Here is a 13040-nt window from a genome sequence, read left to right as displayed (position 1 = left end):
CGATGTTCAAGGGATTGGGCGACATGGGCGATCTGTCGAAGATGAGGGGCCGTTCCCACGCAGATGCAGACCAGTGATGGCCGATGATGCAGGAGGGGCTGACCCGCCTGCACGGTCCCGGCGGGCATCGCTCATTCCTGGTCAAGGCCCGGCCACGGCCAAGGAACTTGAGAGAGGTGGACAATTTTCGGCCCAATCGTCTCACGCGAGCAGGCAAGGAGGTGGTCGAGGACCTGATCCTGGCCGCGATCAAGGATGCGCAGCGCCGCGCCCAGGACAAGGCGGCCGAGGAAATGGCCCGCCTGACCCGCGAACTGGGCCTTCCCGCCGACATGAAGATGCCGTTCTGAATGAGCTCGGGCGGCGACGAGATCGCGACCCTGATCGCCGCCATGGCGCGCCTGCCGGGCCTCGGGCCCCGATCGGCGCGCCGGATCGTCCTGCAGCTGGTCCGCAAGCGCGCGGGCCAGATGGCGCAACTGGCCAGCCTGATGGCCAGCGTCGCCGAAAACGCCCGCGAATGCCTGGTCTGCGGCAATGTCACGCAATCCGACATCTGCCCGATCTGCGAGGACCCAGGCCGCGCCACCGGCGAGATCTGCGTCGTGACGGATGTGGCCGACCTCTGGGCGATGGAGCGGGGCCGCGCCTTTCGCGGCCGCTACCACGTCCTGGGGGGCAGCCTCTCGGCCCTCGACGAGGTCGGCCCCGAGGACCTGCGCATCCCGCAACTGATCGAGCGCATCGCCGAGGAAAACATCACCGAGGTGATCCTTGCCCTTTCGGCCACGGTCGAGGGGCAGACGACCGCGCATTACATCGCCGAGGCGCTCGAGCCCAGCGGCGTCGCCATCACCGGCCTGGCCCAGGGCGTGCCCATCGGGGGCGAGCTCGACTATCTCGACGACGGCTCCATCAATCCCGCCCGCGCGCACCCGCAGGCCTGTGAAGGACAAGGGCGCACTTATGCAAACTCTTCCGCTTCGCTTCCGAGATTTGCGTGCGATCTCCCCGGGGCAGAGCCCCAGCCGATGGCGAACCCCGTCGCCGCGTGCCGCGACGACGGCCTTCACCTGCTTGGCGATCTCGATCCGGCGGGGCTTCAGCGCCTCGGGGATCTCGCGCACCAGGTCGATGTTCAGCATCCCGTCCTCATGGCTCGCGCCTTGGACGCGGACGTGATCGGCCAGGGTGAAGCGGCGCTCGAAGGCGCGGGTCGCGATGCCGCGGTGCAGGAAGGTCCGGCCCTCGTCCTCGGCCGTCTTCTTGCCCGAGACGATCACCGCGCCGTCCTTGACTTCGACGGACAGGTCCTCGGCACCGAAGCCGGCCACGGCGATCGAGATGCGATAGGCATCCTCGCCGGTCTTTTCGATGTTGTAGGGCGGGTAGCTGGCCACGTCGGCGGAAAGCGCGCGGTCCATCACATCGGCCATGCGGTCGAAGCCGATCGAGGCACGGTAGAGCGGGGTCAGGTCGAAATTACGCATGTTCGCATCCTCTTCCAAGCGATACAAAGGCTTGCCCCCCATTGATGCGGGCGGGCAGGTCGTCGGCGCCCTTGGGCCTTCCGACGAAAAACCAGATGGGAATGGCGGCGCTGCCTGTCAAGATCCCGCCGCCCCGCCTGTGGCCGGGGCCGCATGAGTATTTGGAAAACAGTGAAAGTCCGAAGGCTCAGCGTCCCGCCGAAGCCAGGGCGCGTGGGCACGGGCCGCCCGTCGCCCAATCCAGCAGTTCGGCCGTATGGACCACCGGCACCCCGGTGCCCGAGCCGATCTGCATCATGCAGCCGATGTTGCCCGCGGCGATCACCTGCGGCCCGGTCGCCTCGAGCGTGGCGACCTTGCGGCGCTTGAGTTCGCCCGACAGGTCCGGCTGAAGCAGGTTGTAGGTTCCGGCCGAGCCGCAGCAGAGATGCGGGTTTTCCGGTTCGACGACCTGGAAGCCCGCCGCCGCGAGCAGCGTCTTGGGGGCGGAGCGGATCTGCTGCCCATGCTGCAGCGAACAGGCGGAGTGATAGGCGACGCGCATGCCCTGGCCGCGCCGGGTCAGGTGCGGCAGGCCGGGGGCCGCGGCGTCGGCGGGCGCGGCGGCGGGATCGCGGTCGGGGAAATGCGGCTCCTCGTCGGAGAGCGCGCCCGGGTCGCGGGCCTGCGGCAGGCCATGCGCCTCGAGGAATTCGGTCACGTCGCGGGCCAGGCGCGCCACGCGTTCGGCCTGGGCCTGCATCGGGTCGCCCGCGAAGATCTTGCCGTAATCCTTGATCGTGGTGCCGCAGCCCGAGGTGTTGATGACGATGGCGTCGAGCGGCGCATCGGCATCGGCGTCCAGAAAGCCGCGGATCGTGGCGCGGGCGGCGTGGAGCGCGTCCTCTTCGCGGCCCATGTGGTGGGTCAGCGCGCCGCAGCAGCCGAAGTTCCGGGGGATCACGACCTCGCAGCCTGCGCGGCGCAGCAGGCGGATGGTCGCGTCGTTGATGTCCGTGTTCAGCGCCCGTTGCGCGCAGCCCGGCATCAGCGCGATCCGGGCCCGGCGCGGGCCGGTCGGGGCAAGGACCTGCCCGCGGTCATTGGGGCTGGCGGGCGGGATGCGCGCGGGCGCCATGTCCAGCATCGCCCGAAGCCGGGCGTCGGGCATCAGCCGCGCGAAGGGCCGCGCGATTCGCGCCCCCCACAGCGCCAGCCGGAAGCGGCCCTGATGGGGCAGCACGCGCGCCAGCATCCAGCGCAGCGCGCGGTCGCGCCAGGGGCGGCGATAGGTGCGTTCGACATGGATGCGGGCATGGTCGATCAGGTGCATGTAATCGACGCCCGAGGGGCAGGTCGTCATGCACGACAGGCAGGACAGGCAGCGGTCCAGGTGCTTGACGGTCTTTTCATCCGCCGCCCGGCCGTTTTCCAGCTGTCCTTGACAGGTAGATCGCCCGCGCGGGCTGCGAGTTCGTCGCCCAGGCCTGATGGGTCGGGAGGTCGCGGTGCAGAAACCGCAATGGACGCAGGCACGCAGGATCTTGTTCGACCGTGCGACCAGCGGATCCCTTAGCTGCTCATCTGTAAAATGGGTTTGCATGGTCCGTCGCTGGCAAGGATCCCGCGCGGATCGAACCGCTCGCGGAGGCTGGCGTTGAGCCGCGCGACGACCGGGTTCGCCGCGGGCAGGGTCAGGGGGGCGGAGCCGGTCACGCGGGTGGCATGACCGGACCAGGCGGGCAGGACCGGGGCCTGGCCCGCCGGAAGCGCGGCCCAGATCAGCGCGCCGCCCCAGTCCACCGCCAGGGGTTGCGGCAGGGCGGCCAGCAGGGCCGGCGCCTCGGACGGGCGGCACAGGATGCGCCACAGGTCGCCCTGGGCCGCGCGCGGCACCATGCGGGACCACAGGCCGGGTCGCCCTCGGCCACGGCGCCGAAGGGGGCCAGGCGCCGTTCCAGCGCCTGGCGGCGGATCGCGACGGACCCGGCCAGCCCCTCCAGCCGGATCAGCGCGCCCTGCCCCGGCGCCAGGCCGCGCCCGAGATGTCATAGGGCCCGGTCAATGCGGCGGTCAGCGCCGGCACGGCCACGGCCGCGTCGAGGTCGGGAAGCGCCAGCGTCAGGGCGCAGGGCGGCATGGGCGCGGTCTTGAAGGCGATCTCGGTCAGCACGCCCAGTTGCCCGCGCGACCCGGCCATCAGCTTGACCAGGTCATAGCCGGTCACGTTCTTCATCACCCGGCCGCCGTTGCGGACGATCTCGGCCGTGCCGTCGACGAAGCGCAGGCCCAGCATGGCGTCGCGGCAGGCCCCGGCCTGCACCCGGCGCGGCCCCGAGGCATTGGCCGCGGCCACCCCGCCGATGGTCGAGCCGTCGCGCGCATCGGGTTCGAAGGCCAGCATCTGGCGTTCCTCGGCCAGCACCGCCTGCACCTCGGCCAGGGGCGTTCCGGCCCGGACCACCAGGGTCAGGGCGGCGGGTTCGTAAAGCACCACGCCCGACAGCGCCGAGAGGTCGAGCCGCGTGCCCGCCCCTTCGCCCGGCCGCAGGCGGGTGCCGCCGCCCAGGGGCGAGAGCGGCGCGCAGGCGGCGCGGACCAGGTCGGCCAGTTCGGCCTCGGTTTCAGGCCGCATTGCGGATCGCCTCGCGCCGGGGGGCCGAGACGGCCAGCGGGAACACCTTGGCCGCGTTCAGCAGCCAGTGCGGGTCGAACACGTCCTTGACGCGCATCTGCGCCTCCATGTCCCCGGCGTTGAACTGGGTCGTCATCAGCTCGCGCTTTTCGACGCCGACGCCGTGTTCGCCGGTCAGGCAGCCGCCGACCTCGACGCAGAGCTTCAGGATCTCGGCTCCCAGCGCCTCGCAGCGTTCGAGGTCGCCTGGCGTGTTGGCGTTGTAGAGGATCAGCGGGTGCATGTTGCCGTCGCCGGCGTGAAAGACGTTCGCCACGTCCAGGCCGTATTCGCCCGAGAGCCGGGCAATGCCGCCCAGCACCTGCGGCAGGGTGGAAACCGGGATCGTCCCGTCCAGGCACATGTAGTCGTTGATCTGGCCCATCGCGCCGAAGGCCGACTTGCGGCCCAGCCAGATGCGGCGCGATTCGTCCTCGGACCGGCTTTCGCGGAACTCGACGGGATCGAAGCCTTCGGCGATGTCGCGGATCAGGCGCAGCTGTTCGTCGATTTCCGGGGGCGTTCCCTCGACCTCGACGATCAGCAGCGCCTCGCAATCGGGATAGCCGGCGTGGGCGAATGCCTCGGTCGCGCGGATGCAGGGGCGGTCCATGAACTCGATGGCGACGGGCAGGATGCCGGCGCGGATGATGGCGGCGACGCAGGCCCCGGCGGTTTCGGAGGCGTCGAAGCCCACCAGCACCGGCCGCGCGCCGGCGGGCTTGGGCAGGATGCGCAGCACGGCCTCGGTCACGATGCCGAGCTGGCCTTCCGAGCCGCAGACGAGCCCAGGAGGTCGAGGCCCGGCGCCTCGCCCATCGGGCCGCCCAGCTCGACCACCTCGCCCTGCATGGTGACCAGCGTGACGCCCAGCAGGTTGTTGGTGGTGACGCCGTATTTCAGGCAATGCGCCCCGCCCGAGTTCATGCCGATGTTGCCGCCGATGGCGCAGGCGAGCTGGCTGGAGGGGTCGGGCGCATAGAAGAACCCCGCCCCGTCGACCGCGCCCGAGACGGAGAGATTCGTGCGCCCCGCCTGCACCCGAATGAAGCGGTCTTCGAGGTCGGTTTCCAGCACGGCATTCATGCGCGCGAGCCCGACCACGACCGCATCCGCCGTCGGCATCGAGCCGCCGGCGAGGCTTGTCCCTGCCCCGCGCGGCACCACCGGCACGCGTTCCTCGTGGCAGATGCGCAGAACGGCCGCGACCTCGGCCGTGGTCGCGGGCAGGACCACCGCCAGCGGCGGGCAGCGATAGGCCGAGAGCGCGTCGCATTCATAGGCCCGGGTTTCGGCGGGGTCGTCGATCACCGCGCCGGGAACGGCCTGGCGCAGGCGCGCGGTGATGGCGTCGCGGCGGGCGATCACGCCGGCATCGGGCTGGGGCATCTGCATCAGAACGCCCCCCTGCGCAGGACGGCCGGACAGGCTGCCGCGCGGTTCCGGGGCGCGGCGCGCATTCCATGGGGTGCTGCCATCGTGCCTCCTCCGCGTGCAAGCTGCTGCAATCTGGATAGCCCGCCCGTGCGGTGCTGGCAACCGCCCGCGGCCGCGGCTAGACAAGGGGCATGGACAGCATCGGCGTCATTCCCGGCCCCTTCACCACCGCCGACGTGCTGGCGGTCCTGTGGCTTTTCCTGGCCTGGCTCGGCTCGGGCTGGCTGGTCGAGCATCCGCCCAGGGGCCGGCCCTCGGTCTCGGTCCTGATGAAGGAATACCGCCGCGAATGGATGCGGCAGTTCGTCACCCGCTCGCCCCGGATCTTTGACGCCAACATCCTGACCACGCTGCGCGAGGGGACGGCGTTCTTCGCCTCGGCCTGCCTGATTGCCATCGGCGGCGGGCTGGCGCTGATCGGCAAGACCGACCAGTTGGCCGGCGTCGCGCGGCAGTTCGACCTGGATCACGTTCCCGTGCTGATGTGGGAAATCAAGATCGTGGTGGTGCTGTTCTTTGTCGCCAATGCGCTGCTGCGCTTCATCTGGTCGCACCGGCTGTTCGGCTATTGCGCGATCCTGATGGGGGCGGTCCCGAACGACGTGACGGACCCGCATGCCCTGCCCCGCGCCGCCCAGGCGGCCGAGGTCAACATCACCGCCGCAAAAAGCTTCAATTCGGGGCTGCGCTGCGTCTATTTCGCGCTGGGGGCCATCGGCTGGCTGGCCGGGCCGCTGTGGCTGGCGGCCTCGACCACGGCGGTGCTTGCGGTGACGCTGCGGCGCGAGTTCGTGTCAGGCTCGCGTCGCGCAATTCTCCAGCGCCTGCCCTGAGGCGCGCGACTGCCACCAGGCGGCGCCCAGGGCCAGGATGCCCGCCGCCGACAGGGCTACGCCGACATAGCCCAGCGAGCGCCAGCCCCATCCGGCGGTCAGCGCCATCCCGGCCAGCAGCGGACCCAGCGCATTGGCGGCGTTGAAGGCAGCGTGGTTCATGGCGGCGGCCATGCTTTGCGCGTCGCCCGCGACATCCATCAGCCGGGTCTGCAAGGGCACCACCATGCCCGAGCCCAGCCCCAGCAGGAAGGCCGAGCCGATCATCAGCGCCCAGTCCCCGATGGCGGCCGCGGCCAGCGCCTGGGTCAGCGCCATGAACAGCATCAGGACCAGCGCTGCGCCGAAGGTGCCCAGCCGGATCGTCAGCCGCGCGGCCATGATGCTGCCCAGCGTGCCGCCGACGCCGAAGGCCGACAGCATGACCGCGACCGCCCAGACCGGCGGCTGGGTGGTCGCGAGCATGGCGGCGGAGAGGTAGGAATAGACCGCGAAGAGCCCGCCGAAGCCGATGGCGCCGACCAGCAGCGTCAGGATGACGGCCGGGTTCCGCAGCGCCCGCAGCTCGGCCAGGGGGCGGGCATGGGGGTCGGCGCCGACGCGGGGCGCGAGCCGCAGGATCAGCACGGCCGAGATCAGCGCCAGCACCCCCGGCAGGGCAAAGCCCCAGCGCCAGCCCAGGCCAGGCCCAGGGCGCAGCAGGGGCACGCCGGCGATATTGGCGATGGTCAGGCCCAGCAGGACCTGCGTGACCCCCCGCGCCCGCTGTTCGCGCGGCAGGGCGTCGGCAGCGAACAGCATCGCCACGCCCAGAAAGCCGCCATGCGGCAGGCCGGCCAGGAAGCGCATGCCGACCAGCGTGCCATAGCCCGGCAGCAGCGCCGCCAGCAGGTTGATCAGCCCGTAGGCGGCGATCAGCGCCGCCAGATAGCGCCGGCGCGGCAGCCGGGCGCCGAGGATCGAGGTGATCGGCGCGCCGACCACGACCCCCAGCGCATAGGCGCTGACGACATGGCCCGCCTGCGGGTCGGTGATGCCGAGGTCCGCCGCATACCAGGGCAGCAGGCCCATGGCGGCGAATTCCGAGGTGCCGATGGCAAAGGCGCCCAAGCCAAGGGCAAGGATGGCCAGTCTGAGATTCGGCTGGGGCGGCATGCGTCACCTTCCGGGCAGGGGGAATCTGGGGGGATGGAATCAGGTTATCGCTATCAGATGCGACCATCGGTCGCCTAGGCGGGCTTTCCGAAGTTCAGCCATGCGTCGGATGCAAGCCTGGTCCGTCAACCCTCGGGCGGGTCGTAGAAGTCGCGGTCATAGATCGCGCGCACCTCGGGTCCCGGCAGGCTGCGCTGAAAGGCTGAGCAGGGCAGTCGGAACGTGTCGCGATAGGCGGCGATGGTGCGCGGGCTGACAGCTCGCTGATGGCCCGGCGCTCCAGACCGAATAGCCGACCTGGCAATCCACGCCCGAAAACTCGCTGAGCAGCCATTCCGACTCGGCCACGGTGCGTTCGACCAGGCCCAGGGCGCGCGACAGGCGCGCCGTCTCCAGCCGGATCAGCAGGGGCGAGCGCTGCGAGGGCTCGCGCAGGAAGACGTGCTGCTGGGTCAGGTTCGCCACGTGCTGGCACAGGGTTTCGCCGAAATGCAGCCAGTCGAGCCAGCCCAGGCGCCCCGCCTCGCCCGGCGCGCGCCACAGGTGGGGGCGCGGGTTTCGCACAGCCATTCGGTCATGGCGCCCGATTCGTGGATCGTGGTGTCGCCGTCGCGCAGCGCGGGCGCGCGGCCGACCGGATGGATCGCGTCATAGGGCGGGCGCCGGGTCGAGCCGTCGGTCAGGCGATAGTTCGAGCCGGTAGGGGCAGCAGACTCCCGATCACGCGACAGGACGCGGTCGCTGCGCGAGAGCGGCGCGGGCTTCAATGAGTGTCAGCGTCGTGCGCCGCGCCAAGGTGCGCAGGCAGTCGACAAAGGCAGCGGTGCATCGGGGGCTTCGCGCCCCCGAACCCCCGCGGGATATTTCGGCAAGAAAGAAGCACTGGGGGCGGGAGCCCATCCTTTCACGGCGCGGCCCCGGCGTAAAGCTGCGCCAGATTGACGCAGTACGCGGGTCGGCGCGGGATTATTGACGCAGATCAAGGTGGAAGGGCGGCAAAAGCGGTCTGGGTCGTGGCACAAGAATGATACGAGGGAAGTCATGAAACACCATCTTCTGACCGTCGCCGCGCTGGCGCTGCTGGCCTCGCCCGCGCTGGCCCAATCGCAGGGCGAATGGACGCTGGGCCTGGGGCTGGCCAATGTGAACCCCAAGTCCGACAACGGCACGCTGGCCGGCGGCACCGTTCCGACCGACATCGGCGACAGCACCCGGCCCAGCGTCACATTCGAGTATTTCATCCGTGACAACCTGGGCATCGAGGTGCTGGGCGCCCTGCCCTTCAAGCATTCGATCCGCTCGGAGGGGACCGAGATCGGCACGGTCAAGCATCTGCCACCCGTCGTCTCGCTGCAGTACCACTTTGACGCGACCGAGCAGTTCAAGCCCTTCGTCGGCGTCGGCGTGAACTTCACCGGGTTCTACGACGCGGACGCCCGGGGTCCGCTGGCGGGGTCGGATCTGCGGGTCAAGAACAGCTGGGGGCTTGCCGCGCATCTGGGCGCCGACTGGTGGATCAACGATCGCGCCGCGGTACGCGCGGACCTGCGCTGGATCGACATCGACGCCGACGTGCTGCTGAACGGCACCAACATCGGCAAGGTCGAGGTGGATCCCGTCGTCGTCGGGATCAGTTATGTGATGAAGTTCTAGGTCTGTCCGGGTTTCCACCACGACCCGGACGGGGCGTCCCGCAAGGGGCGCCCCTTTTGCCGTGGCGCGTCCCGCCGGCGCGTTGACAGGGCCGCGGCGGCGGGCCATGCAGGCGCGCAAGCCCGGGGGATGGACATGGAAGAGGCCCGACTGCTGATCGCGCGGCACGCGCCGCTGGCCAGGCCGGGGCTGGCCGGGCGCCGCGACGTGCCGGCCGATTGCAGCGACCGCGCCGCGCTGGGCTGGCTGGCTGGCCAGTTGCGGGGGATGCCGCTGCTGTCCAGTCCCGCGCTGCGCTGCCGGCAGACCTGCGAGGCGATGGGGCTGGAGGCGCGCGCCGTGCCCGCCCTGTGGGAGCAGGACCTGGGCGCTTGGGAGACGGAGGGCCTGCCCGACCTGGGGCCCCTTTCGCCCGCCGATCTGGCGCGCCACCGCCCGCCCGGGGGCGAAAGCTTTCTGGACATGGCCGCCCGGGTGCAGCCCGCGCTGGCCGAGATCCTGGGCACCGTCGGGATCGTCGCCCATGCGGGCACGGTCCGGGCGGCGCTGGCGCTGGCCGTGGGACCCGCCGCGCTGTCATTTGCCGTCGCGCCGCTGTCGCTGACCATCCTGAGCCGGTCGGCCGGGGGATGGGCGGTCGAGGCGGTCAACCGCGTCGCGCCATGATCTCGTCCGCGACGCTTACGGTGGCGCTGGTCGCGCTGGCTGTGGATGCGCTGATCGGCTGGCCCGAGGCGCTGTTTCGCCGCATCGGCCATCCCGTGACCTGGCTGGGCCGGCTGATCGCGGCGCTGGACCGGCGCTGGACCGGGGCGGGCACCGCGTCCTGCGCGGCGCGCTGGCGGTCGCGGTGGTGCTGGCCACGGCCGTGGCGCCGGCGCTGCTGCTGACGGCGGCCCTGATCGAGCGGCCGCTGGGTCCGGTGGTCCTGGGCGTGCTGGCCTGGCCGCTGGTCGCGACGCGCTCGCTTTACGATCATGTCGCGGCGGTGGCGCGTCCGCTGGCCGCAGGCGACGTGGCCGGGGCCCGCGCGGCCGCGGGGATGATCGTCGGCCGCGACCTGCCCGAGCGCCCCGCCCCCATCGCCCGCGCCGCGCTGGAAAGCCTGGCCGAGAACAGTTCGGACGGCGTGGTGGCGCCGCTTGTCTGGGCGGCGGTCGCGGGCCTGCCGGGGATCGCCGCCTACAAGGCGATCGCCGACGCTGGCTTCCCTGATCGGCCATCGCAGCCCGCGCCACCTGCTGATCGGGCGAGCGCGGCGGGCTGACGAGTGCGGAGAAGGACCGGATCAAGGAACTGGAACGGCGCTGCTGCTGCTTCTGGCCTCGGCCCCGGCGGGCGGTCGGGCGGCGCGGATCGTCTGGCGCGACGCGGGCCGGCACCGTTCGCCCAATGCCGGCTGGCCCGAGGCGGCCATGGCGGGCGCGCTGAACGTCCGCCTGTCGAGTCCGGCGCAGCTATCACGGCGTCGAGACGGCCGAGCCTTGGCTGAACGGCGCCGCCCGCGACCCGGGCCCGCGCGACTTGCTGGCGGGGTGCGGCTTTACCGGCGGCTATACGATCATCAAGGACTACATTCGGGAGCGGGAACGGCGGGGCCAGGAGGTATTTGTCAGCCGCGGTCCATCCGCGCGGCGGCCAGGTCGGTCCCAGGCCGCGCCTTCGGCCAGGCGCCGACGCGCTCGCCCGCGATCACCTGGGTGCCGTCGGGGCGCAGGATTTCGCCGCGCAGGCGCAGCCGGTCGCCCTGGATCTCGGCCAGGCCGGCGATGGGGGTCTGGCAGGACCCGTCCAGCCGGGTCAGGAAGGCGCGCTCGGCGGTGACGCGCAGGCCGGCATCGCGGTCGGCGATGGCGGCCAGCATCTCGGCCACGCCCAGATCGGCGGCGCGGCGTTCGACCCCGATGCAGCCCTGCGCCACGGCGGGCAGCATCTCGTCGGGGGAAATCGCACCGCGCGCGACATGGATCATGCCCAGCCGCGACAGGCCCGCCATGGCCAGGAAGGTCGCCTGGGCCACGCCGTCCTGCAGCTTCTTCAGCCGGGTCTGGACGTTGCCGCGAAATTCCACCAGCCGCAGATCGGGCCGGCGCGCGGCCAGTTGCGCGCGCCGGCGCAAGCTGGAAGAACCGACGACAGCGCCGTGGGGCAGATGGGAAATGCTGTCGTGACCCGGCGACACGAAGGCGTCCCGCACATCCTCGCGCGGCAGGTAGCAGTCGATCAGCAGCCCTTCGGGTTGCAGGGTCGGCATGTCCTTCATGGAATGAACGGCGATGTCGATGGCGCCCTGGGCCAGCGCCTCCTCGATTTCACGCGTGAACAGGCCCTTGCCGCCGATTTCCTTCAGCGGGCGGTCCAGCACGCGGTCGCCGGTCGTCTTGATGACCACGACCTGGAACGCCTCGGCCGGCAGCCCATGCGCCGCCATCAGCCGGTCGCGTGTCTCATGCGCCTGGGCCAGCGCCAGGGCCGAGCCGCGGGTGCCGATGCGAAGGGGGTTCGTGGGGGTGGGCAACTGGGTCATGACCATCGCTTAACGCCCGGCCGCGCCCTTGACAACGGTCCCCCGCCCGCCATGAAGGGGCCAGAGGTGACCATGACCCAGAAAACCATCCTGCGCGCGCTGAAGGGCGAGCGGCTGCCCGTGCCTCCGATCTGGATGATGCGGCAAGCGGGGCGCTATCTGCCCGAATATCGCGCGACCCGCGCCCAGGCCGGCGACTTCCTGTCGCTGTGCTATACCCCGGACCTGGCGGCCGAGGTGACGCTGCAGCCGATCCGACGCTAAGACTCCGCGGGCCGATCCTGTTTGCCGGCGGCTGACGAGCGTGCCCAGGCGTCGGAGCTGGCTGGCGTTGCCACCGAGAGGGGCCGGCGTGTCCACGTGACCCGCGCGGCCGAGGTCGCAGCGCTGAAGCCGGCCGGGGCGGTCCACGACACCCTGGCCCCGGTCTATGAAACCCTGCGCATCCTGGCGCGCGACCTGCCGCGCGAAACGACGCTGATCGGCTTTGCCGGCGCGCCCTGGACCGTCGCGACCTATATGATCGCTGGTCGCGGCACGCCCGACCAGGGCCCGGCCCATGCCTTCAAGGCCGAGGACCGCGCCGCATTCTCCGACCTGATCGGACGGATCACCGAGGCGACCATCGAATATCTCTCGGCCCAGGTGGATGCGGGGGCCGAGGTCATCAAGCTGTTCGACAGCTGGGCCGGCTCGCTCAAGGGCGCGGATTTCGACGATTTCGCCGTGGCCCCGGCCCGGACGATCATCGCCGCGCTCAAATCCCGCCATCCGGGCATCCCCGTCATCGCCTTCCCGCGCGAGGCGGGCGCGCGATACGCGGGCTTTGCGCGCGCGACCGGGGCCGATTGCGTGGCGCTGGACAATTCCGTCAGCGCCGACTGGGCGGCGGCCGAGGTGCAGCGCGACGGCTGCGTGCAGGGCAACCTGGACCCCGCCCTGCTGGTCCAAGGCGGCCCGCGGCTTGAGGAAGAGACCCGGCGCATCGTCCGCGCCTTTTCGGCGGGGCCGCATATCTTCAACCTGGGCCATGGCATCACGCCCGACGCGAATCCCGACAATGTCGCCCGCATGATCGCGGCCGTGCGCGGCTAGAGCCATGTGGATCCTGGCCACGCTGATCGCCGCGGCCGCCCAGACCGCGCGGAACGCGGCGCAGCGCGGGCTGACGGCCGAGATCGGCACCATGGGCGCCACCGCCGTGCGCTTTCTGTTTGGCCTGCCCTTTGCGGCGGGGTTCCTGCTGATCTGGTCGCAGGCCGCTGCGCTGCCGATGCCGGATGCCCGGGTGC

Annotated in this window: 10 protein-coding genes and 7 pseudogenes; 9 read left to right on the top strand and 8 right to left on the bottom strand. The window is 71.1% G+C overall.

From position 1 onward, the window contains the following. The first annotated feature begins 2 nt into the window (after positions 1-2). Positions 3-350 (top strand): annotated as a pseudogene (locus tag DPM13_RS27455) (YbaB/EbfC family nucleoid-associated protein). Beyond that, positions 351-926 (top strand): annotated as a pseudogene (gene recR, locus DPM13_RS17355) (recombination mediator RecR); the annotation flags it as partial. A 153-nt stretch (positions 927-1079) separates the two neighbouring features. On the opposite strand, the pseudogene DPM13_RS17350 reads toward recR, so the two are convergent. The 4 genes and pseudogenes from DPM13_RS17350 to DPM13_RS17330 form a co-directional block, all read right to left on the bottom strand. Further along, positions 1080-1490 (bottom strand): annotated as a pseudogene (locus DPM13_RS17350) (Hsp20 family protein); the annotation flags it as partial. Between the two features lie 187 nt (positions 1491-1677). Then, positions 1678-3072 (bottom strand): heterodisulfide reductase-related iron-sulfur binding cluster, encoded by a 1395-nt coding sequence (locus tag DPM13_RS17345; protein ID WP_112888496.1) that lies wholly within the window; start codon positions 3070-3072, stop codon positions 1678-1680. Continuing rightward, positions 3042-4104 (bottom strand): annotated as a pseudogene (locus tag DPM13_RS17335) (FAD-binding protein). Before DPM13_RS17335 ends, DPM13_RS17345 begins: the two are co-directional and overlap by 31 nt. Next, positions 4094-5538: pseudogene (locus DPM13_RS17330) on the bottom strand (FAD-linked oxidase C-terminal domain-containing protein). Before DPM13_RS17330 ends, DPM13_RS17335 begins: the two co-directional pseudogenes overlap by 11 nt. Positions 5539-5711: 173 nt before the next feature. On the opposite strand from DPM13_RS17330, the gene DPM13_RS17325 reads away from it, so the two are divergent. Beyond that, positions 5712-6413 carry a DUF599 domain-containing protein gene (locus DPM13_RS17325; protein WP_080622489.1) on the top strand — a complete coding sequence of 234 codons (702 nt, stop codon included), beginning with the start codon at positions 5712-5714 and terminating at the stop codon, positions 6411-6413. Here DPM13_RS17325 and DPM13_RS17320 read toward each other — a convergent pair. From DPM13_RS17320 to DPM13_RS24140, 3 genes are all read right to left on the bottom strand, one after another. Further along, the gene (locus DPM13_RS17320; RefSeq protein WP_112888494.1) at positions 6375-7568 is read right to left on the bottom strand and encodes an MFS transporter; all 1194 of its coding nucleotides are present in this window, start codon (positions 7566-7568) and stop codon (positions 6375-6377) included. The genes DPM13_RS17325 and DPM13_RS17320 overlap by 39 nt on opposite strands. Before the next feature lie 156 nt (positions 7569-7724). Then, the gene (locus DPM13_RS17315) at positions 7725-8138 is read right to left on the bottom strand and encodes a hypothetical protein (protein WP_223252664.1); all 414 of its coding nucleotides are present in this window, start codon (positions 8136-8138) and stop codon (positions 7725-7727) included. Further along, the gene (locus tag DPM13_RS24140; protein ID WP_223252133.1) at positions 8021-8335 is read right to left on the bottom strand and encodes a glutathione S-transferase N-terminal domain-containing protein; all 315 of its coding nucleotides are present in this window, start codon (positions 8333-8335) and stop codon (positions 8021-8023) included. Before DPM13_RS24140 ends, DPM13_RS17315 begins: the two co-directional genes overlap by 118 nt. A gap of 274 nt (positions 8336-8609) precedes the next feature. Between DPM13_RS24140 and DPM13_RS17310 the strand changes: the two genes are divergently transcribed. From DPM13_RS17310 to DPM13_RS25405, 5 genes and pseudogenes are all read left to right on the top strand, one after another. After that, positions 8610-9221, top strand: a complete 612-nt coding sequence (locus DPM13_RS17310; RefSeq protein ID WP_112888493.1) for an OmpW/AlkL family protein — start codon at positions 8610-8612, stop codon at positions 9219-9221. Between the two features lie 135 nt (positions 9222-9356). Continuing rightward, positions 9357-9887 carry a histidine phosphatase family protein gene (locus tag DPM13_RS17305; RefSeq protein WP_080622936.1) on the top strand — a complete coding sequence of 177 codons (531 nt, stop codon included), beginning with the start codon at positions 9357-9359 and terminating at the stop codon, positions 9885-9887. Next, positions 9884-10111, top strand: a complete 228-nt coding sequence (locus DPM13_RS24135) for a cobalamin biosynthesis protein (protein WP_223252132.1) — start codon at positions 9884-9886, stop codon at positions 10109-10111. The genes DPM13_RS17305 and DPM13_RS24135 overlap by 4 nt, the downstream gene beginning before the upstream one ends. Further along, positions 10072-10488, top strand: coding sequence for a cobalamin biosynthesis protein (locus DPM13_RS25410; protein ID WP_262983175.1), 417 nt, complete (start codon positions 10072-10074; stop codon positions 10486-10488). The genes DPM13_RS24135 and DPM13_RS25410 overlap by 40 nt, the downstream gene beginning before the upstream one ends. Next, positions 10424-10669: pseudogene (locus DPM13_RS25405) on the top strand (cobalamin biosynthesis protein); the annotation flags it as partial. The gene DPM13_RS25410 and the pseudogene DPM13_RS25405, both read left to right, overlap by 65 nt. A gap of 164 nt (positions 10670-10833) precedes the next feature. Here DPM13_RS25405 and hemC read toward each other — a convergent pair. Beyond that, complete coding sequence (gene hemC / locus DPM13_RS17295) at positions 10834-11748, bottom strand: hydroxymethylbilane synthase (protein WP_189654762.1); 915 nt, start codon at positions 11746-11748, stop codon at positions 10834-10836. Between the two features lie 72 nt (positions 11749-11820). On the opposite strand from hemC, the pseudogene hemE reads away from it, so the two are divergent. After that, positions 11821-12843: pseudogene (gene hemE, locus DPM13_RS17290) on the top strand (uroporphyrinogen decarboxylase). The last annotated feature ends 197 nt before the right edge of the window (positions 12844-13040 follow it).

The organism is Paracoccus mutanolyticus (assembly GCF_003285265.1).
GTDB lineage: Bacteria > Pseudomonadota > Alphaproteobacteria > Rhodobacterales > Rhodobacteraceae > Paracoccus > Paracoccus yeei.
The sequence above is the reverse complement of the archived record's forward strand: the minus strand, read 5'-3'. Positions and strand labels throughout refer to the sequence as shown.

Excerpts from the sequence above, each read along its gene's own strand:
- DPM13_RS17345 (WP_112888496.1), bottom strand. The coding sequence starts at position 3,072 with ATGCAAACCCATTTTACAGATGAGCAGCTAAGGGATCCGCTGGTCGCA.
- DPM13_RS17325 (WP_080622489.1), top strand. The coding sequence starts at position 5,712 with ATGGACAGCATCGGCGTCATTCCCGGCCCCTTCACCACCGCCGACGTG.
- DPM13_RS17320 (WP_112888494.1), bottom strand. The coding sequence starts at position 7,568 with ATGCCGCCCCAGCCGAATCTCAGACTGGCCATCCTTGCCCTTGGCTTG.
- DPM13_RS17315 (WP_223252664.1), bottom strand. The coding sequence starts at position 8,138 with ATGGCTGTGCGAAACCCGCGCCCCCACCTGTGGCGCGCGCCGGGCGAG.
- DPM13_RS17310 (WP_112888493.1), top strand. The coding sequence starts at position 8,610 with ATGAAACACCATCTTCTGACCGTCGCCGCGCTGGCGCTGCTGGCCTCG.
- DPM13_RS17305 (WP_080622936.1), top strand. The coding sequence starts at position 9,357 with ATGGAAGAGGCCCGACTGCTGATCGCGCGGCACGCGCCGCTGGCCAGG.
- DPM13_RS24135 (WP_223252132.1), top strand. The coding sequence starts at position 9,884 with ATGATCTCGTCCGCGACGCTTACGGTGGCGCTGGTCGCGCTGGCTGTG.
- hemC (WP_189654762.1), bottom strand. The coding sequence starts at position 11,748 with ATGACCCAGTTGCCCACCCCCACGAACCCCCTTCGCATCGGCACCCGC.